This is a genomic window from Novosphingobium sp. BL-S-24 (assembly GCF_055521575.1).
The window spans coordinates 187366-210986 of the sequence record NZ_CM145487.1 but is presented as its reverse complement, the minus strand read 5'-3'; the positions used below and the strand labels follow the sequence as shown (position 1 = coordinate 210986).

The following is a 23621-nucleotide window of genomic DNA, read 5'->3' as shown; positions in this document are numbered from 1 at the left end:
TAGGTGCCGTCGTTTCAGACCGTGCGATTGCGGCTGACGAGGGCCTGAAGGCTCATCATCACGCGGTCGAGAAGGAAGCCGATCAGGCCGATCACGACCACCGCGAGCATGATCCGCGCCAGTGACTGGCTCGATCCGTTCTGGAATTCGTCCCACACAAACTTGCCAAGGCCGGGGTTCTGCGCGAGCATTTCAGCAGCGATCAGGACCATCCAGCCCACGCCCAGCGACAGGCGCATCCCTGTGAAAATAAAGGGTAATGCGCTCGGCAAGACCAGTCGCGTCAGCTTCTGGAACGCGCCCAGTCGAAGCACCCGGCCCACGTTCAGCAAGTCCTTGTCAATCGACGCCGCACCGATCGCGGTATTGATCAGCGTCGGCCACAGCGAGCACAACATGACGACGATGGCGGAGATCACGAAGCTCTTGGCCAGCATCGGATCGGCGCTGGTGATGGTTGCCGACACTACCATCGTCACGATTGGCAGCCAGGCCAACGGACTGACCGGTTTCATGATTTGAACCAACGGGTTAATCGCCGCGTTGAACAGGGGTGATAGCCCCGCCGCCAACCCGATCGGCACCGCGAAAACCGTCGCCAGAACAAAGCCCAGCGCCACCGTTTCCAGCGACGTAAACACCTGATCCACGAACGTCGGCGATCCCGAATAGTCAAACGCCATCGCCTGCGTTCCCGCTGCAATCCGCGCGTCCTGATCGGCATAGAACTGGCTTTTCGCGGCATTCGACGCCTGCCATTCCTCAAAGAGCGCGCCACCTTGCGCAGCCACCTGAACCGGTCCCGGCAACGCGCCGAGCGAGGTCTGAACCAACGGTGCCAGCGCAGCCCACAGGCCTAGGAACGCGACGATACCTAGTAACGGCGCCAGCAGCGCCTTGCCATGTTTGGCGATCGCCATTTGCAGCGCGCCCGGACCCGAAGGTGGCGGGGCAGACCGGGAATTTTCCTTTTCTGTCAACAAGGAAGCAGGGTTTTGATCACTCGAACCCTGGTTGAGCGGCTCGACATCGGCGAAAGCGGTGGCCATCGAAATTCTCCTCGCTGGGGTGCGGATCAGTTGCCGGTGACGCCCGAAGCGCCGACCTTCTGGCCGCTCTTCAAACCGATCTTAAGCGACTGGATGTAGGCGTTGGGCTTGCGCCCATCGTAGGGCACATGATCGATGAAGCCGTTGTTGATCGGCTTGAAACCGTCAGTCTGCGGAATGGCGGAGGCGGGAATGACCTTCTTATCCGCCAGCGCTTTTGCGGCCGAAAGGTAGAGGTCCGGGCGATAGACCGCTTTCGCCTGCGCCGCGTACCACCCATCGTCGTGATCGTCGGCAATCTGCCCCCAGCGGCGCATCTGGGTCATGTACCAGATGGCGTCGGAGTAGAACGGGTATCCGGCAAACTTGTCGAAGAAAATGTTGAAGCCTGCCGCCGGACGCGTGTCTCCGGGGCCGAACGTGAACTTGCCGGTCATCGACGCGGCGATCACATCCGCATCCGCACCGACGTAATTTGAGCGGCTGAGGATCTGCACGGCTTCAGCCCGGTTTTTGCCGCCGCCTGCATCAAGCCACTGCTGCGCCTTGATAATCGCCCTCAGGATGGCAGCGGTAGTGCCTGGGTACTTGTCCGCAAAGTCCTTGCGCAGGCCGAGCACCTTTTCGGGATTGTCGTGCCAGATCTGGTCGTCCGTGATGACCGGCACGCCGATCTTCTTCTTGACCGCGGCCTGGTTCCAAGGCTCACCCACGCTGTAACCCTCGATCGTCCCGGCCTCCAGAGTGGCGGGCATCTGCGGCGGCGGCGTCACCGAAAGCTGCACATCAGCACCGGTGGTCCCCGCGATGTCTCCCGGACGGTAATAGCCGGGATTGAGGCCACCGGCAGCGAGCCAGTAACGCAGCTCGTAGTTGTGCGGCGATACGGGGAAGACCATGCCCATCTTGAAGGGCCGGCCCTCCTGGCGAAACTTCTGGATCACCGGTTGCAGCACCGATGCAGGGATGGGATGCACCGGCTTGCCATCCGGCCCCTTCGGCAGACCCGGTTCGATCATCGTCCACACTCGGTTCGACAGCGTGATCGCGTTGCCGTTGAGATCGAGGCTGATCGGCGCGATCATCTCTGCCTTGGTGCCAAGGCCAAGCGTGGCGGCGATCGGCTGTCCGGCCAGCATGTGCGCACCATCAAGCTGACCGCCGATCACGCCGTCCAGCAGAACTTTCCAGTTCGCCTGGGGTTCGAGTGTCACGTTCAGGCCCTCTTCGGCGAAGAAGCCTTTCTCCTTGGCGATGGCCAACGGCGCCATGTCGGTCAGCTTGATGAAGCCGAGCTTGATGACGGGCTTTTCGACACCGCCCGCGGCGACTTTCGCGCCATTCCCGGCAGGCGCGTCGGCCTTGTTGCCGCAGCCGATCAGCGCGACGCTGGTCAACAGCGCAACTACCGCCGCCGTTTGTCTTGATCCGAATACCCGCCCGCCAAGAATGCTCATCGAAACCAACCCCGCCTGATGGCAAACGCGAAAAAGCCGCCTCGACGCTAATCCCAAAGGGACTACATCGGGCGGCTACGTTGCCACTGTTGTTGAAAGCGCATCCTGATCTTGCTTGGCTGCCGTCTTTGGAAGCCACCACGATGCTGCAATCAAAGTGTATGCGATTCGGGCGCGCCGCGTAAAGCTCTTTTTGCAGTGCAGCAGAATGCGATGGTCAGGGCAGCCGGGCGAGATAGCCTTGGATGTCGTTCGGATCGAACACCATCGCGTCGAAGAAACTGTTGGGTTCCAGCATCATGGCCCCTTGCTGGGTGCCGACGACGGTTCGCGCGGCAAGGCTGCCTTCGACCTTGGAACTGGCGCCGGGAAGCGGTTCGCCGGTGCCGAGAAGTGCGCTGCGGTAGATGTCAGGCCTGAACACCTTGGCCGCTCGGGCGGCGTCAGCCGGATCGAAGGCGATACCGTCCCAACGGACCATCTGGGTGTAGAGCCATTCGGCCTGGCTGACCCAAGGGAAATTGGCCGCCTCACGGTACTGGAACATGAAGTCGGGATAGTGGATCAGCGCACCATCCTTAGAGATCAGCAGGCGATCGGAAATGGCCCGGCGGATCAGCACCGCCGACCCGTCCAGATATTCGGGACGCGACAGAATCGCGGCGTTCTTGTCCCAGTTTTCAGGATCGACAAAGTGCGCACCGGTCGTGCAGAGCGCGCGGATGAGCCGCTCGATCTCATCCCGTTTCTCGTTCAGCACCGGCTCGCGCAGGGCGAGAACCTTTTCCACGCCGCGACGCCAGACCTGTGCGCTCGACAGCACGATCTCACCCGCGCCCTGTTCCACCGCAACACTGTTCCATGGCTCACCCACGCAAATGCCGTCCACCTCACCCTGAGCGAGCGCATCGGCGCAAAACGGCGGGGCGACGGTGGTGATCTCCACATCACGGTCAGGCTGAATGCCGCACGCCGCCAGCCAGTAGCGCAGCATGTAGTTATGGCTAGAATACCGGTTCACGACGCCGAAGCGGACAAGATTGCCCGCCGCCAGTCGTTCCTGAACGATCCGCTTCAGATTTGCGCCGACTTTCGCTGGCCGCCCCATCTCACCGGCAGGGCGAAGCTGCTTTGCCAGTTCCGGACGCATGGTAATCGCGTTGCCATTGAGGCCCAATACGAATGGAACGGACAGCGGTTGGGCTGGGCGACCCCGTCCGAGCGTGGTGGCTATCGCCAGCGGTGCGACAAGATGTGCCGCATCGCTATGGCCATATAGCAGGCGGTCGAGTACCGTCGCCCAGCTCATGTCCTTCACAAGCCGCAGCGAAAGGCCTTCTGCTTCCGCAAAGCCGTGCTCCTGCGCGAGGATCGGCAGGCAGGCATCAACCAAGGGCAGAAATCCGATCGTCAGTTCGGTCGTCACGCGGGTTTCCTCCGGTGTAGGTTGCCGCGCATTACATGCCTCCGATCAAGTTGTGGGCGGTCACGATGGCTTCGGCGATGTCCGCTATCCGCTTGCCCTGGTTCATGGCTGCCTTGCGCATTTCGGCATAGGCCTTGGCCTCGGGCATACCGCGGGTGTCCATCAGGATGCGCTTTGCCTTGTCGATTGCGTCACGTTCGGCAAGTTTGCCCTTCGCTTCGGCCAAGTCGCGCTGCAGCCGGGCGAAGGCATTGAAACGAGTGACGGCTAGGTCGAGGATCGGGCGGATGCGGTTGGCGGCAAGACCGTCCACCACGTAGCTGGATACGCCTGCGTCAACGGACGCAATGATCGATTCATCATCGGACTCATCGACGAACATGGCGATGGGCCGCTGCAACGCGCGGCTGACGACGAAGTATTCCTCAAGCACGTCGCGGGACGGGTTGCCCAGATCCATTAGGACGATGTCAGGGTCGAATTGCGCAACCCGCGCCAACAGTCCTTTCCGTTCGGTGAGGACGAACAACTCGCAATCATCCAGGGTCGCCAGACCTTCCTGGATGATGGAGGCGCGAGCAGCGCTTTCGTCGATGATGGCAATCCGCATGTGCCGCTATTGTGCAATGCGGCATACCGTGTTGGCAAGTGGCGCCTCTCCATGTTTCATTCTGTGTCATTTCCAGCACGCCTGGGTCTATAGGTCGGCAGGCAGGAACATTTGAATTCCGAGCGGTTTTCTCTTGCAAAGGAGATTAACATGATCGGTAAGATTCTTGGAGCAGTTGCCGGAAAACGTATTGCTCGCCACGTCGATGGCGTTGGTGGAACCGGGGGCGCCCTGCTTGGTGTCGGCACCGCCGCCGTTTTGCGCCGCCTTGGGCCTGCTGGTTTGGTTGCTGCCGCCGTGGGCGGATACGCCTTCAAAAAATACTCCGAACGACGGAAATTTCCAAACCACTATTGATCTTTTACGGAATGCGTCGCGACTGAAAGGTCGTGCTTATCAGCCCCGCAGTGTCTTGGCCCTGCGGGGCTTTCGCTATGTAGCCGATCAAAGCCGGGCGAGGCTAAGAGCAAGGTCGCTTTGTTTGAAAGGCTTGGTGAGACGAGGCAGATCGGGTGAGATGCCCTTGTTGTCAGCGTATCCAGAGATCACCAAGACCCGTACCTCGGGTTTCCAACCCCTGACCTTGTGCGCCAGATCGGTTCCGGTGAGCCCGGGCATAAGATGATCGGTTACGAGAAGATCGATCCGGTCGTCCTCTGCCAGAATGCGCAGGGCATCTTCGGCGCTGCAAGCCTCAACCACGGCATAGCCAAGTTCGCCGAGCATGTGGGCGGTGCTTGCTCTCACCAGATCTTCGTCGTCCACCACCATAGCGATGCCGCTGCCGGACTGTTCGGCATGAACTTCCGGTATCGGCGCTTCATGCGGCGGAGCATCGGTGACCGGTAGCCAGAGATGGATGCACGTACCTTCGCCGACCGTACTTTCGATCCGTAGTCCGCCGCCGAGCTGGGCGGCCAGACCATGCACCATCGACAGGCCCAGGCCCGTGCCCTGCCCAACGCCCTTGGTGGTAAAGAACGGCTCGATTGCCTTGGTGATAGTCCGTTCGTCCATCCCGGTGCCGGTATCGGCCACGCTTAGGCGAATGAACTCACCCGGTTGCAGGCGATAGGCATTGCCCGCGCTTTGCGTATCCCGCGCGACGGTGACGGTGAGCGTGCCGCCATCGGGCATCGCGTCGCGCGCATTGACCACGAGATTGAGCAAAGCCATCTCGATCTGGTTTGCGTCAGCGCTCGCCATGGGCAGGCCATCGTCGATATTCAGGACTACCTGCACCCGCGGCCCGCAGGTACTGGCGATCAGTTCCTGCATGTCACGCACCAGGCTACCCGTCTCGATCGCCGTGGCCTGCAGGGGCTGGCGGCGCGCGAACGCGAGCAGTCTTTGAACCAGCATGCGCGCCCGATCAGCCGACTTCACCGCGCCTTCGATCAGCTTTCTTTCTCGTTCGGTACCCACGCCGCGACGAAGCAGAAGATCCAGGCTGCCGACTATCGGCGTCAGCAGGTTGTTGAAATCGTGGGCGACGCCGCCGGTCAGCTGCCCCATCGCTTCAAGCTTCTGAGACTGTCGCAACGCTTCCTGCGCCTGTTCCAGATCGCGCGTGCGCTGCTCCACTCGCTCTTCCAGCGTTTCGTTGAGGCGACCAAGGCGTTCCTGGCTGTCGCGTAGAGCGACTTCCATGGCCCGCCGTTCCGAGATGTCGTTGAACAGAATGGCGACGCGGGCGGCGCTTGGTTCACCTACTCTGAAGGCGTAAACTTCGTACCAGATGTCTCCAAGCGCTTCAGCATGCTGTTCGAAACGGATCTGTTCGCCGCTGCGGGCCACTGCACCATAGATGTCGAACCAATGCTGTTCCTGTGCCGGGACGAGCTGGCGCATCGACTTCCCGATTGCATTTACAAGCCCGGTCTGCCTTTCAAAGGCAGGGTTCGCCTCGACGAACGTATAATCGACCGGCCGGTCGTCATCATCGAAAACCATGTCGATGATGCAGAAACCTGCGTCGATTGATTCAAAGAGGGATCGATACCGGTCGGCCCCGCGATGAAGTTCTTCAAGCCGGCTGCGGGCATCGTATTGCCGACGCCGACCACGCAGCGCTGACTGCGCAAGGCTTACGAGAGTCGTCGGATGAAATGGCCTTTCCAGGAAGGTAACGTTCCCCAGAATATCAAGAAATCGCTTGGCGGCGGGGTTGCGCTCTAGTCCGCCGCCTTTGGCCGTCAGGAGCACGAACGGAAAATCCGACCACTCCGGTTGTGCTTCAAGCCATACCGCCAGCGGTGAGACATCGGTGGTCCGCAATGCCTCCTCAGTCAAAAGGGCGAACCCCGCGCCCGCCTTTATTTCTTCCACAAGCTGCGCGAGGTTGATCGCAACTGCGGAATGCAGCCCTGCGTCCTTGAACAACCCTTGTGCGATCAGCGCATCGCGGCCATGCGGGGCCAGAATGATGGCGCGTTCGGAAAGATGCGCGATCACTCCCTGTCGTCTTCAAGCAGTGCAGTGGATTGATGGTCGCCTGTAAATGTAGGCACGCCGCGAAGCACGCCCTGAAAGCCGGTCAGCGGATCGCCAAGACGAATGCCATAGTTGCCGATCCGGTATTCCCGGATGGTGTCTTCATGCGCGCCGGTACGCTTCTTGATGATCGAGATTGCGCGGCGAACCCTGCCGGACGCCTCGAAATACCGCAGAAGGATAACCGTGTCGGCAAGATAGGTAACATCGACCGGTGCCTTCATGTCACCCACCAGCCCATGCTGAGCGACGGTCAGGAACGTGGTCGCTCCCTGACGGTTAAGATACTGCAGCAGTTCATGCATGTGCAGGATCAGCGCGTTTTCCTCTGGCATCGCGGCCTGATAACCGTTCAGGCTATCGACCACGACCGTCTGCACGCCGTGCCGTTCGACGCGGGCCTGCACCCGCTGAGAAAATTCGCCTGGCGACAATTCAGCGGCATCGACCTGTTCGATAAACAGATCGCCGGCATCGACCATCGCCTGCATATCGATACCAAGGCCGAGCGCCCGGTTGAAGAGCAGGCCGATTTCTTCGTCAAACACGAACATCGCGGCACGCTCTCCGCGATTGATCGCAGCGGCAACGAACAACAGCGACAGCAGTGACTTGCCCGTGCCTGCCGGCCCGAGGACAAGCATGCTCGATCCCCGCTCGATCCCGCCGCCCAACAAAGAGTCCAGCTCGGGTGAATCGCTGGTCAGCATATCGCGTGAGAACGCTGTCCGGTGCTCCGCCGATACTAGGCGAGGATACACATGCACGCCGCCCGTTTCGATGCGAAAATCATGATAGCCGCCACGGAAGCGTCGGCCGCGATATTTCACTACGCGCAAACGACGCCGTTCAGGGCCATAGGAAGGAGCGAGTTCTTCAAGCCGCACAACCCCATGTGCCACGCTGTGCACCGTCTTGTCTGCAACCTCCGCCGTCAGATCGTCCAGCATCAGTACGGTGGTGTTCTGCTTTGAGAAGAAGTGCTTCAGGGCAAGGATCTGCCGCCGATAGCGCAACGAACTTTGCGCAAGCAGTCGGATTTCCGAAAGGCTGTCGAGCACGACGCGATCAGGCTTTATCCTCTGGAATGCCTTGAAAATGCGGCGCGTGGTCTCGCCCAGCTCAAGGTCGGAAGAATAAAGAAGGCTTTGCTGCTGGTCTTCATCAAGCAAGCTTTCGGGCGGAACCAGCTCGTAAAGATCGACCCCCGTCAGGTCCCAATCGTGCGAGCGAGCGCTGTCGCGCATCTCATCTTCGGTTTCGGAAAGCGTAATGTAAAGACACCGTTCGCCTGATTTCGCGCCTTCCATGAGAAACTGCGTGGCAATCGTGGTCTTGCCCGTGCCGGGGCTGCCTTCAAGCAGGAAAACCCGTCCTCTCGCGAACCCGCCAGCCAGAATATTGTCGAGACCCGTAACACCCGTAATCGCCAGATCGATTGAGCCATCAGCCATAATTGTCTCGTCTTGCCTCAATCTTCTGATCCAAAGCCGATGTCCGTTATGGATATACGATCAAGTGGGCGTTTGGCTGCGTCGCCCATATCATCCCCGCTGATCGCTGTCCATTTGGCACATTACGTGATTTCTCGACCGTCGCTGCAACTGGCTGTTTCGTTAAGAAAAGCACCCATCAATCGCAGTGAAGCAAGCAATGGCCAGGGACTGGTGATTACCCCCCTGACATATAGAGCCGGAACGTCAGCCCTCATCGCGCATTTGGAGCGCCAAGGGAGAATGATGTGGACTACAGTAAACGAATGACTTTGTTCGCGCGGCTCGGGTTCGCCGCACGCGGGCTTGTCTACATCATGATAGGAGTCCTCGCTTTTGATGCTTCGCGCACCGGGGCGCAGGCCAACGACAATCAGGGCGCATTAGGAAGTCTGGCTGACACACAGGCAGGCCGAATTCTGCTGGCCTTCTGCGCACTGGGGTTCGCTGGCTACGCGATCTGGCGGTTTACCGAAGCCATGATGGATCCTGAGCGCAAAGGCCACGATCTGAAAGGGAGTTTCGAGCGCGCGGCCTATGTAATCAGCGGCGTAGCCAATGCATCGCTGGCCATCGTCGCGGCGAAGTTGGCGCTTCAGCAATCGCACGCCGCATCTGGCAGTCCTGGCGATGCGCGGGCGGAAAGCTGGTCAGGCTGGTTGCTGGAGCAACCGGGAGGCGTACTCTTGCTCGTTCTGGTCGGCGTTGGCTTTTTTGCGACCGCGCTTACCCAAGCAATCAAGGCCTACAAAGCGAACTTCGATAATCTGAATGGAGACGTCCCGGCTCCAAAGTATGTTCGGTGGGTCGGGCGCTTGGGATATGGCGCGCGGGCGGTCGTCTTTACCATCATTGGATGGCTCATCGTGTCAGCAGCGCTCAACCATGACCCTGAGCAGGCAGGCGGACTAGGCGATGCATTGGACAAGTTGCGTTCTCAGCCTGAGGGTGCAATGGTTCTGGCGGTAGTGGGTGTGGGACTGGCTTTGTTTGGCGCATTTAGTCTCGTGGAAGCGCGCTATCGGCGCATCACGGTAGTCAAGCCGCGCCTCGGCATTTGAAATTTGGTACGCCGACTGCCGGAAGCGGCAAATTCAACGACCAGGTCTTATAGTTAATTGGCGTTAGTTATCTGCAACAAATAATCTTGCAGGATTTCTCCTATACGCGCAAAGCAGTCACTTGGAGATACAGATCCCCGTCGATCATTCTGGACGTTGGAGCTGGCTTTCTGGCGGGGGTCATGTGAGCAATTGTAAACGTCATTCCGGGTCAGTCCTAGGCTGGCTTCGCCTAGGTTCCGTGCGTGAAGAAGGGCCCGTAACGCCTATCGGTGATCACGTCCGTCAGAACACGCTGGATGCCATCGGCGTGTTTCTGCTCGACCATCATCTGAGTCTGACTGCGGATAGCCTTTCAGCCGCCTACAGCATCGTTTCGGGCTCGAACCCCGGTTTGGAGCGGCAGATCGCGCAGCGATTGGCCAAGGGCTTGCAAGTCACCGATGCATGGCTCGAGGAAGTCACGGCGAAAACCGATCAGACCGACATCTCGAAGCTTGTGGCGCGACTGGAGGTTACTCTGGAAGGGCTGTCTCACAGCACGCATGCTGCACGGTCGGCTACCTCCGACTATACAGAGGGTCTGCAACAACACGTTGCTCAGTTGGATGAGGTTGACGACAGCACGGATGTTATCTCCAGCCTGGCTACGCTCGCCAAATCGATGCTCGAACGCGCAGAACGCCTCGAACAGGAAATGCGCCGGAGCGAGCGCGAAGCCGCGACCCTTCGCAACAATCTTGCCAAGGCTAAACGCGACGCCGAAGTTGACCACCTTACCGGATTGCCCAACCGCCGGGCTTTCGAAACGGTGCTGGAACAGGAATACCGGGAGGCCCGGGGCGCACTCGACCCGCTGGTCGTCGCTTTCTGCGATATCGACCATTTCAAGCTTGTAAATGACACGCACGGACATGACGCGGGTGACCGGGTGATCCGCACAATCGCGGAGATGCTGGCCACGATCTCAAACGACAAATGCCACGTGGCGCGCCATGGAGGAGAAGAGTTCGTCATGCTGTTCCGTGGTGCTTCGATTGAAGAGGCGCGGCACAAGCTGGACCAAGTGCGCGAAAGCATGGCGAAGCGTCGGCTGGTGAATCGCAAGACCGACACTCCCTTTGGTCAGATCACCTTCTCCGCCGGGATCGCCAACGTCTTTGATTTCACCGACCCCCGTTCAGCCCTGCGTGCCGCCGATCAGGCGCTTTATCTTGCCAAGGAAAACGGGCGAAACCAAATTCAGATGGCAGCCAAAAGCACCGCCTGATTGCGCTGATCATCTGCAAGTTTTGATACAAACGGGCCACTCCAGAGCGGTCTTTGAGCAGTAAGCGAAAGGTACATCACGCAAACGCAGAGACGGGACGCAGCCCACGCCCGCTTGGGGCATTACGAACACAGATGCTGTACATCCTTCTCATTTCCCTGATCGGAGCGTGTTGCGCCCCCCTTGTAGTCCGGTGGATCAAGCGTGGAGCCGGGTTCGTCATTGCGACACTGCCTGCCGGACTGTGCGCCGCGCTGATTTCGATGGCACCGATCGTAGAGAAAGGCTGGGTCCGAAAGGCGCAGTTGCCATGGGCGCCCTCTCTCGGACTGGAATTCACCCTTCGCCTTGACGGGTTTTCGTTCCTTTTCTGCCTGCTGGTAACAGCGATCGGCACGCTGGTTGTCCTGTACGCCGAAGGGTACATGAAGCGGAAATCAGTGCCGGAACGCAGCCGGTTCTTTACGCTGATATTGCTGTTCATGACCGCCATGCTCGGAACTGTCCTGGCAGAAAACCTTCTGGTTCTGGTGACATTCTGGGAAGCGACCAGCGTCCTTTCATTCATGCTGGTGGGTTTCGACGGTCGCAGTGCCCGGGCGCGCAGAGCCGCCCTGATGGCGCTGCAGGTCACTGCATTCGGCGGGCTTCTGCTGCTGGCGGCAGTGTTGATGATCGGTCAGGTCGCCGGCACCTATTCCATGGTGGAAGCGATAGACCGGGCGCCGCAAATCGTGGCATCGCCTTATGGCAATTCCATCGTCGCCTGCATCCTGATCGCAGCTTTCACCAAATCCGCGCAGTTCCCCTTCCACTTCTGGCTGCCGAATGCGATGCAGGCGCCCACCCCCGCGTCCGCGTACCTTCACTCCGCAACAATGGTGAAGCTGGGCATCTACCTGCTGGCCCGGTTCGAGCCGGTTTTTGCCTCGACCACCTGGGGCCGCACGACCGTGATAACGGTCGCCTGCCTGACGATGCTGGTGGCCGCGCTTCAAGCGCTTCGGGCCGTGAATTTCAAGTCAGCGCTCGCGTACTCGACCATCGCATCCTTAGGCATCCTGGTCTTGCTCGTCGGGCTGGACGGTCCCGCAGCGACAGTTGCAATGGTCGGGTTCCTGCTGGCGCACGCCCTATACAAGGCGGCTCTGTTTTTCTGTGCCGGATCGGTCCTCAACGCGACCGGCCTGCACAGTCTGCGTGCCATGGGCGGCCTTGCGCGGTTTTTGCCGCTGACCGCCATCGCTTGTCTGGGTGCCAGCCTTTCCATGGCAGGTATCCCGCCATTCATCGGCTTCGTCTCCAAGGAATTTCTGTTCGAAGCACAGCTTGAAAGCAGCTGGAAACTGCTGCCGCTGGCGATCGCCGTGCTGGTCAACGCGGTGATGGTCGGCGTGGCAGGTGTCATCACCCTGCGGCCGTTCTTCATGGGACGAGACAAAGTGACCGAGGTTCGCCACCACGAAAATCTGGCAATCGCCCTCCCACCGGTGGTGCTGTCCCTCGCCGGACTGGCGATCAGTCTGGAGCCGGACTGGATTACGCGGGTAGCCTTGAGGCCGGCGGTCGCGGCAGTCTACGGCCAACCGGTGAAGGTCGACATAGAAGTATGGCACGGGGTCACCCCGATGCTTTTGCTGAGCATGGTGGTGGTATCTGTCGGCGCGATGATCGTCCGATTTTGGGGACCGATCCACGATCGCCTGCGCAATGTGGATCGATTGGACACGCTGGCCGTAGAGCGCGTGTGGGCGGACGGGCTGCGCTTTCTCGTCAGCGGCGCCAAAAATGTCACTGCATGGATCCAGCATGGAGATCTGCGTGTCTACATGTTGACGGTAGTCGCAGGAATGGGCGCGCTTCTGGCCTTTTCGGTTGTGAGCACGGGCATCATGCCTCAGCTGCCTGCCGCCACATCCATCGGACCGGCGCGAGTGCTGGTCGCCCTTGTAGCGCTGGGCGGAGCGGTGATGGCCGCGCTTGGGCGATCCCTGATCGCCTCCATGGTGGCGACGGGGCTTACCGGGTTTGCGGTGGCCGTGACATTCCTGCTGAACGGCGCGCCCGATTTGGCGCTGACCCAGTTTGCGGTGGAAGCCCTGTTGGTGGTTCTGCTGACGGCGTTGTTGATCGCGGTGCCGCTGGCCAGCCCGGCAACGCGCAGTCATGGCAAGCGGGCGCTCGATCTGGCGCTCGCGCTAGGATTTGCAGCAATCCTGTCGGTCAGCATCATCGACATGGTCGTGAGCCGCCAGCCTTCACCAATCAGCGAGATGTACGGTCAGCTCAGCTACGTCGCCGCTCACGGACGCAATGTTGTGAATGTGATCCTTGTCGATTTCCGGGCATTCGACACGCTGGGAGAAACCACCGTGATCGCCATCGCGGCCTTGCTCGCCCGTTCGCTGCTGATATCTCGCGGGGGCGAGCCTGTCGAACAGGTAAAGCGCACAACACACTATTCCTTCCGAGCCATCGGCAAGCCGCTTAGCTGGCTGCTGCTGGTCTGCTCGCTGGCGATTCTGTGGCGGGGACATAACGATCCCGGTGGCGGTTTTGTCGGTGGCCTGATGGCGGCGCTCGCCTTTGCCATATTGTCGCTGGCGTATGGAATCGGACAGGCAGAGCGTACTCTTCACTTCAAGCCGATCACACTGGTAGGCGTGGGGATGGGCATCGCCCTGCTTAGCGGCCTACCTGCCATCGCCATGGGTGAGCCGTATCTGGAACACCTGTGGTGGGAGCCTGCGCCGTGGTTTCCCGCGCTCGGCACTGCGCTGGTCTTCGACGTTGGCGTCTATCTGGTCGTTCTGGGAGCCGTGCTGACGTTTCTCTTCGGCCTGCAACGGGAGGCGGTGCGATGAGCGTCATCTATGCCCTGACCGGCGCGGGGATCGTCGCCTGTGCGATCTTCATGATCCTGTCGCGAAATCTGGTCCGCATGCTGCTCGGCTTTTCGCTGCTGGCGACAGGGGTGAACCTGCTGCTATTCCTTGCCGGCGGCCTCGGCACAAGTCAGCCCCCGATTATCCAGGACGGAGCAAAGGCACTTGGCGAGAGCGCAGACCCGATCATTCAGGCATTGATTTTGACCGCCATCGTCATCGGCTTTGCGCTCACGGTGGTCTTCGGCATCCTGATTTTGAAGGTATGGAGAGCGAAAGACACGATCAAGTCCGATCAGGGCGATGCCGCCCAAGGGCTGGGACAGGCACGAAGGAATGACCCCGCCGATGGGTGAGGTCGTTCTTCTCATCGCACCGATCCTGGTACCCTTCCTTGCAGCGGCTGCGGCTATGCTGGCGCGGGAACACCCTTCGGTTTCCCGTGGCGTAGGCGTCGGCGCAGCAGTGCTTTTGGCGGTATTTTCACTGGTTCTGCTAACGCGAACCACCGCTGGCACCGCTCCCGCGCCAATCGTCTTTGGTGGATGGCCTGACGGATATGGAATAACCTTTTCCGCATCGCTGCCAGGTGTAATGCTGGTGGCCGTGACGGCGCTGATCACACTGGCGGTCATGATCTACGCCTTGTCAGACATCGGACCACGGCGTCGTCGCGCGGGCTATGACGCACTGATGCTGGCCATGGTCGGCGCAGTGAATGGGGCGTTTCTCACGGGGGACCTGTTCAACCTCTATGTCTGGTTCGAACTGGCCCTTCTCGCCGCACTGGCCCTCCTGACACTCGACCGGCGCGTCGCCCAGATCGATGGAGCCATCCGCTATGCTTCCTTCGCCATGCTGGCGGCGACTTTCATCCTGCTTGGTATCGGCATGATATACGGGATCGCAGGGGCGCTCGACATCGCGACAGCGAGTACCGTGCTGTCAGGAATTCCACCCAGTTTTGCGCTGGCGGTCGCCTCGGCCCTTCTGCTCGGAGGGCTCATCCTGAAGTCCGGGCTGGCGCCGTTCCATCTGTGGCTGCCTGCCTCCTATCACACGGCGCCGACATCCGTGAGCGCCGCGTTCGCCGCGCTTCTCACCAAGATGGCCTTCTATGCGCTGTTGCTGGTGTTCGCGGGGCTGTTCGGGATCGCGAGTGAAACCCCCGCCGCGGGTCAACTGACCCCACTCCTGCCCTGGATCGCGGGAGTGACGATGATAGTCTGCGCGCTTGGCGCTCTGGCGCAGACGGACATGCGTCGCATTCTTTCCTACCATGTGATCGCCCAGGTCGGCTACATGGCGGCGGGGCTCTCGCTGGCCAGCCAGGATGGGATCGCGGCGGCGGTGTTCTTCATGATCCATTCCATGATCGTGCAGGCCAACCTTTTCCTGGGAGCAGGGCTGATACGGCGAGTGAGTGGAAGTTGGGACCTAACCCGTACCGGAGGGATGCTGCGTAGCAATCCGCTGTTCGCATTTCTGTTCGCCGTACCGGTGCTGTCGCTGTCCGGCATACCTCCGCTGTCCGGCTTCTGGGCCAAGCTGATCGTTCTGCGTGAGGCATTTGGTGCCGGCCTCCCTTGGCTGGCGGCGGCGGGGTTCGTTGCAGGTATGATCACCATCGTATCGATGGCGATCTTTTGGTCAGACGCCTGCTGGAAAGACGCGCGAAGCCGGTTGCGCCCTATCCCCGGCAGCGGTTTGGCTGCGATGGCGCTCCTATCGGCGGCAACGGTGGCGATCGGGCTGGCTCCCGAATACCTGTTGCGGATTGCTGAAATATCCGCCGCCAGTCTGGTGGGAGGGGGCCGATGATCATTCGCCGTACTCGTGCCGTGATCATTCTTCTCGGCATATTTCTTTGGGACCTGGTTGCAGCGTCTCTGACGGTCTCACGGATCGTACTGTCTCCTTCGATCCAGACGCGACCGGCCATTATCTGCGTGCCGGTATCGCTGCGACGGCCATGGGCGGTGGCGCTTTTCGCGTATTTCACTTCTCTAACGCCGGGCTCCACCTGCCTCCATGTCGCGGAGGATGGCAGCACGCTATACGTGCACGTACTCAACACACCGGACCACCGAGAGACCACGGCCCGTTTCAAAAAACTGTACGAGCGTTGGATACTGGAGCTGGAGGCATGATCGACCTCGACGCACTTCCCCAGATGCTGGCCCCGGTGCTCGGCGTGGTGCTGGCGATCGCACTGATCCTTGCTGGCTGGCGCATGGTACGCGGCCCCGCCCTTGCCGACAGGTTCATCGCTCTGGATATGCTGACGGCGGTAGCGGTCGGCTTTACGGCGCTGGCCGCGTTGACGACAGGACGGTCGCTGTTCTTCGATGTGGCCCTGGGCATTTCCCTTATCAACTTTGTCGCCACTGCCGCATTTGCTGCGTTTCTTGAAGGAAAGGGGAAGAAGTCATGAACGTGATTTCCGCGATCCTCATGATTCTGGGCAGCGGCTTCCTCCTGATCGCGGCCATCGGCCTGATCCGCCTCGCCGATCCGCTGCAACGCATGCACAGCGGGACCAAGGCTGGTACGCTAGGCACCGCTCTCCTGCTGGCGGGCGTGATGGCTTCCGACGCAGTCGATGCACGAGCATCGGGATTTCTGGCCGTCTTGTTTCTGCTCCTGACGCTCCCGATCGGTGCCCAGTTGCTGGGGCGGGCCAGTTACGTTTCAGGTACACGACTGGAAGGGTTGGAGGATGACCCCCTCGTTGCCCATCTGGACCGGGCGGACCACCCGGACGACGAAATTTAGGTAGGAAGTCCCGTAAGTCCGTCCGATCGAGCGGACGAAATTCGCACCCCGGTCACTCGATGGTGCACTTCCTGAAGGATGTTCTTCGTGCTGGCCGAGATTTCGGGACTATTGAGGTACCCTTCCGTCACGGCCACCACTTGGCGCTTGGCCTCCTTGCTAGCGATTGCTGCAGCTGCGTCATCGTCACCAAATGCGGCGTCAATGGCTAGGCGGAACTGGTCCAGCAGCCGCATCATGGATCCGTCCGACACCTCACCAGACGGATTGGCCAGCTCACTCAACTGCTCCAATTTGTCGCGGCGATCAGAAAGGGATCGCGACAAATCCGTATCGTCCGCGATCTTACTGGCCTTGCGATGGATATGCGCAGCGTCCGCTAGTGCGTCAGCAACCGCCGACAAGGCTTTGCGGTCATGGGCGTTGGGCATCATTGGTCCTCGTTTCCGATGGTCAGTTCTTCAAGAAACCAGACTCCGGCGATGGCGTTCCGATCCGATCGTCAATCTTCGGCGGGTGTCAGGACGCCAAGGAGATCGTCCAGGTCCGCCACGGCGAACTCCGTCAGTTCGTCCCCCACGCCGTACGGCAAAAGTACGCGGCGCTGGTGAACCATGGCGCCGCAGCTATACGTCACGTTCGGCACGTACCCGCCACGTTGCTCCCCGCTCGGAAAGAGCAACGGCGCACTGGTTCTGGCCAGCACCCGCGAAGGATCGGATTTGTCGAGCAGGCAAGCACCGACGCAGTATCCACGGACCAGTCCCACCCCATGGGTGAACACCAGCCAGCCCTCATCAATCTCGATGGGAGAACCGCAGTTGCCGAGCTGCACGAACTCCCATGGGTACTTGGGCGTCATTATGATGTCGCCATGATCCCAGGTGTACAGGTCGTCCGATTTCAGCAGCCAGATGTTCTCGTTATCCTGACGTCCAAGCATGACGTACTGCCCGTCGATCTTCCGGGGAAACAGCGCCATGCCCTTGGTGGCGGCCATGCTGCCCCCCAGCGCGCGCATCTCGAATGTACGCAAATCAACGCCGCGCAGCAGTTCCTGTCGTGCGCTTTGGCCGTCATAGGCAGTATATGTTCCGATGATGATTTGCCTGCCGTCGTCCTCGGTGAAGGTCACCATTCGCAGGTCTTCCACGCCGCGACGCTGCGAAGGCAGGATCGGGAAGATAACCGTCTCCGACACATCTTCGCTCTCGTCGCACTGAAGCCGAACCCAACCTTCGTTGTCGCTTTCGATACGAGGAGGCACGCTATAGGAACTGGCCGGGTCGATGGTGACGGATGATCCACCATCCCATAGCCCCGTACGAAACGTGACCGACGAGACGTGGCCCTCACCGATGCCCCTCAGCGACAGCAGGAAACGAACACCCTCAACCGGATCTTCGTCCGGCAGCGCATCCTCGGGCAACCGGACTATGCTTGGATTGAAAAGCGCCGCCGATTCAAAGGCGAACTCCTGGCTGAAGTAGGCACCGAGCAGCATTCGGTCGTTTTCGGATAGGCCGGACGTATCGCAAATGTCCTGCGCCACGGCGTCGATCTGACGCAGAAAGGTAGCCTCGGGATTGCGATGACGGTCTCGCATAGGGCCAGTTATGAAGGCCAGCATCCGGTCGCGGACTTCGGAATCGAGCGCAAGTAGACGATCCATCACTTGCCGGGGCCGGGGCGGTCGTTCGCTGGCGAATGGTTCTGGGTATTCGAAATTGAACGGGCGGATCACCGTACGAGCGGGATCGGGGTGTAACTTGAGATGAAGCTTCGTGAATACGTCGCGCGCTTCCATGCTGCAGTCTCCGCTCTCGAACCGCGAAGAAGCTGCGGCGCTTGCCATTCAACGCCGATCGACGGGTGAAGTTCGAGGAAGCTGCGTATTTAACCGCTAGCGGTCATGCTCCCGCCACCCACTGTGCCAACATCTGATAGTGCTCTGCCGCCCACCCCACCGGCGGGAGCACGACCCGCTCGACGATACCGGCGGAAGGCCAGATATAGGGGACTACTATCAAGAGAACGAGCAGCAGCGGAAAGCCCAGGGGTCGCAACCGACGATAGGCGCGGGCGGCGGGTCGTGGCAACGCCCCTTCCACAATGTGCGATCCATCAAAGGGCGGGATCGGAAGCAGGTTAAAAAGCGCGAGGAAGATATTGATCAGAATGAAGTTCTGCAGATTGAGCGCGACAAATCCTACCACGTCACCGGTACTGCCCGTTCGAGCGATCAGGCCCAACAGTACGGCACCCACGAATGCCAGAAACAGGTTGGACAATGGACCTGCCGCAGCGACAGCCATCATCCCGTATCGAGGGTTTCGCAATCGCCGCTGGTTGATAGGGACTGGCTTGGCCCATCCAAACACCGGCGCCCCTGATAGCGCGAGTACGCCAGGCAACACCACGGTTCCGATCGGATCGACATGGCGCAAAGGGTTGAGGCTCAGGCGTCGTTTTTCATAAGCCGTCGGGTCGCCCAGGGCCCGCGCCATCCAACCGTGCGATACTTCGTGAAAAACGATCGCCACCACCAATGGCAAGATCAAGGCGGCGGCTTGAATTACGGTCGATCCCATGCCCGCCATCTAGGGAGCGCGGGCTGCGATCGCAATTGGCAGGCGGCTTACTTCTGCAGTTCTTCCGTCGCGGCCCGGCGAAGCGCGTCGCAAAGCTGTGAAGGCGAACTCGGCTTGGAATAGATCTGGGCCGTCGGGTATCGCATGCGCAACTGGCCTTCATCGGCGTGGCCGGAATGGAAAATCAACGCGACCCCCGCATCGCGCAATACATCAGCGACTGGAAAGACCTCGCCATCGGGCAGACGCACATCCAATATTGCGCAGGTGGGGACTTGCCGCTTGATAGCCGCCATCGTTCCAGCCACCGTCCCACAGGTGCCGGATATGGTGAAACCCGCCTGCTCCACGGTGTCTTCAAGATCCAGGGCGACGAAGAGTTCATCCTCGACGATCAGCACGGTCGGCCTCATTTGGAAGTCACCGACAGAGGAAGGACCATCCGCTGCGAGAAGGTCGATCCATGCATATCGCGTGAAATATCGGCACCGAGCTGGCGAGCGGACGTTGTTACCAGCAACGTTCCAAATCCATTTCCTTCGTCCACATCGATCCCTGAATCGCCAATTTCGTCCCAATGAAGCGCTACCGCTTCATCACGAAACTCCCATGCGACGGAAAGGATGCCAGCCCTCGGGCCCAAAACACCATATTTTGCCGCGTTGGTCGTCCATTCGTGCAGGATCAGGGCCAGTGAGGAAAGGCAACTTCGCTCAACCGCAATGTCAGGCCCACGGAGACGTATGTCTGCATGACCGGTGTAAGGCGCGATGGTCGTCTCGATCAGATCACGCAACATGATGGACTGCGGCTCTCCGGAAGGCGCCGCAAGCGAATGGGCACCGCCAAGCGCGGCAATCCTTTCGCGCAGATCCATCGAGAGGCTTTTGACGTCGTTATGGGAGCGGCTGGCGACCGCTATCATTCCGCTCACCACCGCGAACAGGTTCTTGACCCGGTGATTCATTTCGCGGAGCATCAGACCACGCGTATCCGCTAGGGACCTCTCAGCCGTAATGTCGATGGCAGCACCCACCATCCGTCGCGGGTTAGACCCTGCGATCGCTCTGCCGAAGCTCTTGAGGTAGCGATCAGAGACCGGCGCGTCTTGACCCTCGATAGGCACCCGAAACGTGACCTCGAAATCGTCCCCGTCCTTGATCGTGCGCCCCAGGGCAGCCTGTACAGCCGAACGATCCTCGGGATGAATGCGGGATACCACTTCCTCCAGATCAACCTTGCCCTCAGCGGACATGCCAAGCTGCGCCCGATTGGTCGCATCGGGAATGATCTCCCCCGTCGCTTCGCAATATTCCCACACGCCAATGCCACCTGCGGTGATCGCAAGGTCCAGACGTTCCCGCTCGGCAGCGAGATCGCTTTCCATCATCAGCGCAGCGGTGATGTCCGTCAGCACCAGTGTGGCCCCGTCGAACCCACCATGCTGGGTGCGGTAGGGAAGGACGCGCAGGGCCAGGGTCCGGTTGCCGTCGCGGGTATGAACGCGCCGCTGCAGCGGCTCCCCGGTTTCGGCGACGTGGCGCGCATCGTCGAGATAGGCAGCATCGTCCAGCCTGGTCGCCACGTCCGCCAGCAGCCGCCCCCGGTCCGTGTTCTGCAGCGGGAAAATGCTGATCGCCGCCTCGGTAAAGCTGCGGATACGCAATGACTTATCCAAGACGATGACGGCGAGGTCGGTCGATTCAAAGAAGTTCCGCAAGTCCGAATTGGCGACCGTGAGTTGATCAACCTTGCTTTTCAGCTCGTCATTGACGGTCGACAGTTCCTCGTTCGTGGACTGCAACTCCTCGTTCATCGACATCATTTCTTCGTTGGAGCTTTTCAGCTCCTCATTCGCGGTTTCCAGCTCCTCGACCGCTGTGCGCAATTTGTGGCGGGTAAGGCGCAGTTCCTCCTCCAGCGCCTCCATGTGGTGATCGCTTTCCTCGATCTCGGCGGCGGCATGTTCGTCGAACGGGTGGAACGGCCCTCGGTCGCGGAAGACCAGCAGCAGCGTGCCGTCGGGAAGCGGCTCGCACACCGCCTCGATCGGTTGCACGCCGTAGTCGGATTTAACCTCGACCTCGCGGGCAACGGTACGCTTCTTGCCATCCCGGGCCTGCCGGATCAGGGGGCCAAGGACATCGCGCAAACCCGGCTTGGCAAGCGAAATGGCGTTGGATCCGCCGGTACGGGTGACGGGAAAATCGAAATATCGGCTGAGCTTGCCGTAAGCTGCCAACACCGCGCCGTCCTGATTGAGCACCATCGACGGGGGGGCGTAAAGTTCCGTAAGTCGCTGAATCGCGACTTCGCTTTCCACGGGCTTGCGATCGGCGTGAACGCGTTCAAACGACGAGCGCCGGGGGTGGGTATCACGGTCTCCGGTGGGCAGGTCGATCGGATAGGTCGGGCTGCCTGCCCCGCGTCGGAAGATGCGCGCATGATGGTCGAGCGGCGGAAACAGATGGTCGAAACGCCCAATGCTCTCGGACGGACCGAGGAACAGGTAACCGCCAGGACGTATGGCATAGTGCAGGATCGGCATCACCGATTGCTGCAAACGATCGTCGAAATAAATCAGCAGGTTGCGGCAGGAAACCAGATCAATTCGAGAGAATGGCGGGTCCTTGACGACACTGTGGTTCGAGAACCGGATAAGATCGCGCAAATCGGCAGAAATCGTGATCCGGTCGCCATGCGGATTGGTCCACCTCTCACGCATGGGCGATGGAATGTCGGCCAGAGCGGACGCGGGATAGACACCGTCTCGAGCGATCTGGAGCATCTGTTCATCGATGTCGGTCGCGAATATCTGAACCGGGTTGGCCACACCAAGGTCGCGCGCAGCTTCGGCGAACAGCATCGCCAGGCTGTACGCTTCCTCGCCGCTCGAACAGCCAGGCACCCAGACCCGGATTTCCTCGTCCGGCGCCCTCTCGCGCAGCAAAGGCAATACCACCTTTTCCCGGAGTGCCTCGAACATATCGGGATCGCGGAAGAACCGGGTCACGTTGATCAGCAGATCGCGGAACAGCGCATCGCACTCATCGGTATCGCTACGAACCCGATCTAGGTAGCTTCGTGCCGACGTGATGTTCAGCACGTGCATGCGCCGTTCCACCCGGCGCACCAGCGTCGACCGTTTATAGCCGGAGAAGTCGTGGCCGACTGCCTTGCGCAGGGTCGCGCACAAGTCGTCGACATGGTCCGCCACAAGTTCGGCCTGCCGATCCGCAGGCTCACCCCGGCGGCGATTGAAGAAAGCGCTCAGACAGTCCAGGATCTCACCCGGCTGCTTGACATAATCGACCAGTCCGGTGCCTACGGCCGCGACGGGCATGCCGTCATACTTCGCGCTCTCGGGGTCCTGAACGACACAGACGCCGCCATGCTCCTTGATGGCGCGGAGACCCGTGGAACCGTCCGCGCCGGTACCGGAAAGGATCACGCATGCTGCGTTCGCCTGCCGGTCCGCCGCGAGCGAAACGAAGAAGTCGTCGATCGGGCGGCGCAAACCTCGAGGCTGGGCGAAGTCGGTCAACTGCAACCGGCCATCCTGCAGCGCCAGCCCCCTGCCCGGCGGGATGATATACACGCGTTCTGGCAGCAGTTCTTCCCCCCCTTCGCATTGCAGAACCTCGAGCGGACTGGCCCTGTCCAGCAACTGAGCGAGCATGCTTTCGTAATTCGGATCCAGATGCTGGACGATGACGAACGCCATGTTGGTCGGCAGTCGTGCGGCAGACAGCATGTCGCGCAACGCTTCAAGCCCTCCGGCCGAAGCACCGATACCGATCACCGGCGTCACCGCCTCTGTATTTCCGCTCTGATCGGTCGTCACAGGATCGTGCTGTCGTCGAGATGGGCTAGAGTCAGCTTTGCTTGCGCGATCGTGGCCGCGGAATTGGCTATCGTCGTGAGTGTGCCTTCGACGATGATGCCGCTCTCGGCAACGATCGGGCTTAGCTTGGCGAGGGTCTGGCCAAGCTGTTCGTCGTAACCCCTCAAAAGGTCCGAATGCGCGCGACTTACATCGAATTGCGATGCAAGAATGTAGCGCGTCTCGCCATTCAGGCTGCGTAGCCTGGACATGTAGAGAAGATTCACGAACGGAGTGCCGTCCTTCTTGAAATTCAGAATTGGGGTCCGCACGTTCGGCGCATCGTCCTGCGCCAGAAAGGCCCGAAGTCTGGCGCGCGCCTCGTCATTATCGGCAGCGCCCTGCAGCACGCGGCAATTGCGGCCAGCCAGTTCCTGCTGTGAATAGCCGGTCAATTCCACGAACCGGCGGTTCACCAGCATCAGCGGATGATCCTGGCAGGGGGCAGCCAAGGCTAAGGCCACCGGAGAATTCTCAAAAAAAGTCCTGAGTTCAACCGGAACGGTCAGGTCCTGCACGTCAACATTCTCCAGCGAGCGCTGTCCATCGCGACGTTCGGCGCTGCCGTCGCAGGGTCCATTTTCAATCGTCACCTCGGCTCTCTGCCTCATTTGCACGACGAGGTCAC

Annotated in this window: 21 protein-coding genes; 9 read left to right on the top strand and 12 right to left on the bottom strand. The window is 60.3% G+C overall.

Annotated features, from left to right (window positions below; genetic code table 11):
- Positions 1–14: 14 nt before the first annotated feature.
- The 4 genes from ACZ1JM_RS00815 to ACZ1JM_RS00800 form a co-directional block, all read right to left on the bottom strand.
- Positions 15–1049: an ABC transporter permease gene (locus tag ACZ1JM_RS00815; protein ID WP_465132205.1), complete on the bottom strand. Its 1035-nt coding sequence runs from the start codon at positions 1047–1049 to the stop codon at positions 15–17.
- A gap of 26 nt (positions 1050–1075) precedes the next feature.
- A complete protein-coding gene (locus ACZ1JM_RS00810) occupies positions 1076–2506 on the bottom strand; it encodes a CmpA/NrtA family ABC transporter substrate-binding protein (protein ID WP_465132204.1) in 1431 nt (476 codons plus the stop codon).
- 217 nt (positions 2507–2723) lie between these two features.
- The gene (locus ACZ1JM_RS00805) at positions 2724–3932 is read right to left on the bottom strand and encodes an ABC transporter substrate-binding protein (RefSeq protein WP_465132203.1); all 1209 of its coding nucleotides are present in this window, start codon (positions 3930–3932) and stop codon (positions 2724–2726) included.
- A gap of 31 nt (positions 3933–3963) precedes the next feature.
- Positions 3964–4542, bottom strand: coding sequence for an ANTAR domain-containing response regulator (locus ACZ1JM_RS00800; protein WP_465132202.1), 579 nt, complete (start codon positions 4540–4542; stop codon positions 3964–3966).
- 111 nt (positions 4543–4653) lie between these two features.
- Here ACZ1JM_RS00800 and ACZ1JM_RS00795 point away from each other — a divergent pair, with 111 nt between their 5' ends.
- Complete coding sequence (locus ACZ1JM_RS00795; protein ID WP_465132201.1) at positions 4654–4899, top strand: hypothetical protein; 246 nt, start codon at positions 4654–4656, stop codon at positions 4897–4899.
- Positions 4900–4986: 87 nt separating this feature from the next.
- Here ACZ1JM_RS00795 and ACZ1JM_RS00790 read toward each other — a convergent pair whose 3' ends face one another.
- Together ACZ1JM_RS00790 and ACZ1JM_RS00785 are read right to left on the bottom strand one after the other, a co-directional pair.
- The gene (locus tag ACZ1JM_RS00790; protein WP_465132200.1) at positions 4987–6996 is read right to left on the bottom strand and encodes a hybrid sensor histidine kinase/response regulator; all 2010 of its coding nucleotides are present in this window, start codon (positions 6994–6996) and stop codon (positions 4987–4989) included.
- Positions 6993–8489 (bottom strand): ATPase domain-containing protein, encoded by a 1497-nt coding sequence (locus ACZ1JM_RS00785; protein WP_465132199.1) that lies wholly within the window; start codon positions 8487–8489, stop codon positions 6993–6995. Before ACZ1JM_RS00785 ends, ACZ1JM_RS00790 begins: the two co-directional genes overlap by 4 nt.
- 287 nt (positions 8490–8776) lie before the next feature.
- Here ACZ1JM_RS00785 and ACZ1JM_RS00780 point away from each other — a divergent pair, with 287 nt between their 5' ends.
- From ACZ1JM_RS00780 to mnhG, 8 genes are all read left to right on the top strand, one after another.
- Positions 8777–9589: a DUF1206 domain-containing protein gene (locus tag ACZ1JM_RS00780; RefSeq protein ID WP_465132198.1), complete on the top strand. Its 813-nt coding sequence runs from the start codon at positions 8777–8779 to the stop codon at positions 9587–9589.
- A gap of 241 nt (positions 9590–9830) precedes the next feature.
- Complete coding sequence (locus ACZ1JM_RS00775; RefSeq protein ID WP_465132197.1) at positions 9831–10859, top strand: GGDEF domain-containing protein; 1029 nt, start codon at positions 9831–9833, stop codon at positions 10857–10859.
- A gap of 134 nt (positions 10860–10993) precedes the next feature.
- Positions 10994–13723 carry a hydrogen gas-evolving membrane-bound hydrogenase subunit E gene (gene mbhE / locus ACZ1JM_RS00770; RefSeq protein ID WP_465132196.1) on the top strand — a complete coding sequence of 910 codons (2730 nt, stop codon included), beginning with the start codon at positions 10994–10996 and terminating at the stop codon, positions 13721–13723.
- Positions 13720–14100, top strand: coding sequence for a sodium:proton antiporter (locus ACZ1JM_RS00765; protein WP_465132195.1), 381 nt, complete (start codon positions 13720–13722; stop codon positions 14098–14100). The genes mbhE and ACZ1JM_RS00765 overlap by 4 nt, the downstream gene beginning before the upstream one ends.
- Positions 14093–15565, top strand: coding sequence for a proton-conducting transporter transmembrane domain-containing protein (locus ACZ1JM_RS00760; protein WP_465132194.1), 1473 nt, complete (start codon positions 14093–14095; stop codon positions 15563–15565). The genes ACZ1JM_RS00765 and ACZ1JM_RS00760 overlap by 8 nt, the downstream gene beginning before the upstream one ends.
- Complete coding sequence (locus ACZ1JM_RS00755) at positions 15562–15894, top strand: Na+/H+ antiporter subunit E (RefSeq protein ID WP_465132193.1); 333 nt, start codon at positions 15562–15564, stop codon at positions 15892–15894. The genes ACZ1JM_RS00760 and ACZ1JM_RS00755 overlap by 4 nt, the downstream gene beginning before the upstream one ends.
- A complete protein-coding gene (locus ACZ1JM_RS00750; protein WP_465132192.1) occupies positions 15891–16178 on the top strand; it encodes an MrpF/PhaF family protein in 288 nt (95 codons plus the stop codon). Before ACZ1JM_RS00755 ends, ACZ1JM_RS00750 begins: the two co-directional genes overlap by 4 nt.
- Positions 16175–16519: a monovalent cation/H(+) antiporter subunit G gene (mnhG, locus tag ACZ1JM_RS00745; RefSeq protein ID WP_465132191.1), complete on the top strand. Its 345-nt coding sequence runs from the start codon at positions 16175–16177 to the stop codon at positions 16517–16519. The genes ACZ1JM_RS00750 and mnhG overlap by 4 nt, the downstream gene beginning before the upstream one ends.
- Here mnhG and ACZ1JM_RS00740 read toward each other — a convergent pair.
- The 6 genes from ACZ1JM_RS00740 to ACZ1JM_RS00715 form a co-directional block, all read right to left on the bottom strand.
- Entirely contained in the window at positions 16516–16953 is a 438-nt protein-coding gene (locus ACZ1JM_RS00740) for a hypothetical protein (protein WP_465132190.1), read from the bottom strand. The two genes, mnhG and ACZ1JM_RS00740, sit on opposite strands and share 4 nt — an antisense overlap.
- A 68-nt stretch (positions 16954–17021) precedes the next feature.
- Entirely contained in the window at positions 17022–18326 is a 1305-nt protein-coding gene (locus ACZ1JM_RS00735; protein ID WP_465132189.1) for a glycoside hydrolase family 130 protein, read from the bottom strand.
- Between the two features lie 103 nt (positions 18327–18429).
- Complete coding sequence (locus tag ACZ1JM_RS00730; RefSeq protein ID WP_465132188.1) at positions 18430–19110, bottom strand: site-2 protease family protein; 681 nt, start codon at positions 19108–19110, stop codon at positions 18430–18432.
- A gap of 47 nt (positions 19111–19157) precedes the next feature.
- Entirely contained in the window at positions 19158–19523 is a 366-nt protein-coding gene (locus ACZ1JM_RS00725; protein WP_465132187.1) for a response regulator, read from the bottom strand.
- Complete coding sequence (locus tag ACZ1JM_RS00720; protein WP_465132546.1) at positions 19520–22864, bottom strand: CheR family methyltransferase; 3345 nt, start codon at positions 22862–22864, stop codon at positions 19520–19522. Before ACZ1JM_RS00720 ends, ACZ1JM_RS00725 begins: the two co-directional genes overlap by 4 nt.
- 86 nt (positions 22865–22950) lie before the next feature.
- The gene (locus tag ACZ1JM_RS00715; protein ID WP_465132545.1) at positions 22951–23511 is read right to left on the bottom strand and encodes a PAS domain-containing protein; all 561 of its coding nucleotides are present in this window, start codon (positions 23509–23511) and stop codon (positions 22951–22953) included.
- Between the last annotated feature and the right edge of the window lie 110 nt (positions 23512–23621).

Coding starts and splice junctions, on each gene's coding strand:
- ACZ1JM_RS00815 (WP_465132205.1), bottom strand. CDS start 1,049: ATGGCCACCGCTTTCGCCGATGTCGAGCCGCTCAACCAGGGTTCGAGT.
- ACZ1JM_RS00810 (WP_465132204.1), bottom strand. CDS start 2,506: ATGAGCATTCTTGGCGGGCGGGTATTCGGATCAAGACAAACGGCGGCG.
- ACZ1JM_RS00800 (WP_465132202.1), bottom strand. CDS start 4,542: ATGCGGATTGCCATCATCGACGAAAGCGCTGCTCGCGCCTCCATCATC.
- ACZ1JM_RS00785 (WP_465132199.1), bottom strand. CDS start 8,489: ATGGCTGATGGCTCAATCGATCTGGCGATTACGGGTGTTACGGGTCTC.
- mbhE (WP_465132196.1), top strand. CDS start 10,994: ATGCTGTACATCCTTCTCATTTCCCTGATCGGAGCGTGTTGCGCCCCC.
- ACZ1JM_RS00765 (WP_465132195.1), top strand. CDS start 13,720: ATGAGCGTCATCTATGCCCTGACCGGCGCGGGGATCGTCGCCTGTGCG.
- ACZ1JM_RS00760 (WP_465132194.1), top strand. CDS start 14,093: ATGGGTGAGGTCGTTCTTCTCATCGCACCGATCCTGGTACCCTTCCTT.
- ACZ1JM_RS00755 (WP_465132193.1), top strand. CDS start 15,562: ATGATCATTCGCCGTACTCGTGCCGTGATCATTCTTCTCGGCATATTT.
- ACZ1JM_RS00750 (WP_465132192.1), top strand. CDS start 15,891: ATGATCGACCTCGACGCACTTCCCCAGATGCTGGCCCCGGTGCTCGGC.
- mnhG (WP_465132191.1), top strand. CDS start 16,175: ATGAACGTGATTTCCGCGATCCTCATGATTCTGGGCAGCGGCTTCCTC.
- ACZ1JM_RS00740 (WP_465132190.1), bottom strand. CDS start 16,953: ATGATGCCCAACGCCCATGACCGCAAAGCCTTGTCGGCGGTTGCTGAC.
- ACZ1JM_RS00735 (WP_465132189.1), bottom strand. CDS start 18,326: ATGGAAGCGCGCGACGTATTCACGAAGCTTCATCTCAAGTTACACCCC.
- ACZ1JM_RS00730 (WP_465132188.1), bottom strand. CDS start 19,110: ATGGGATCGACCGTAATTCAAGCCGCCGCCTTGATCTTGCCATTGGTG.
- ACZ1JM_RS00725 (WP_465132187.1), bottom strand. CDS start 19,523: ATGAGGCCGACCGTGCTGATCGTCGAGGATGAACTCTTCGTCGCCCTG.
- ACZ1JM_RS00720 (WP_465132546.1), bottom strand. CDS start 22,864: ATGCTGTCTGCCGCACGACTGCCGACCAACATGGCGTTCGTCATCGTC.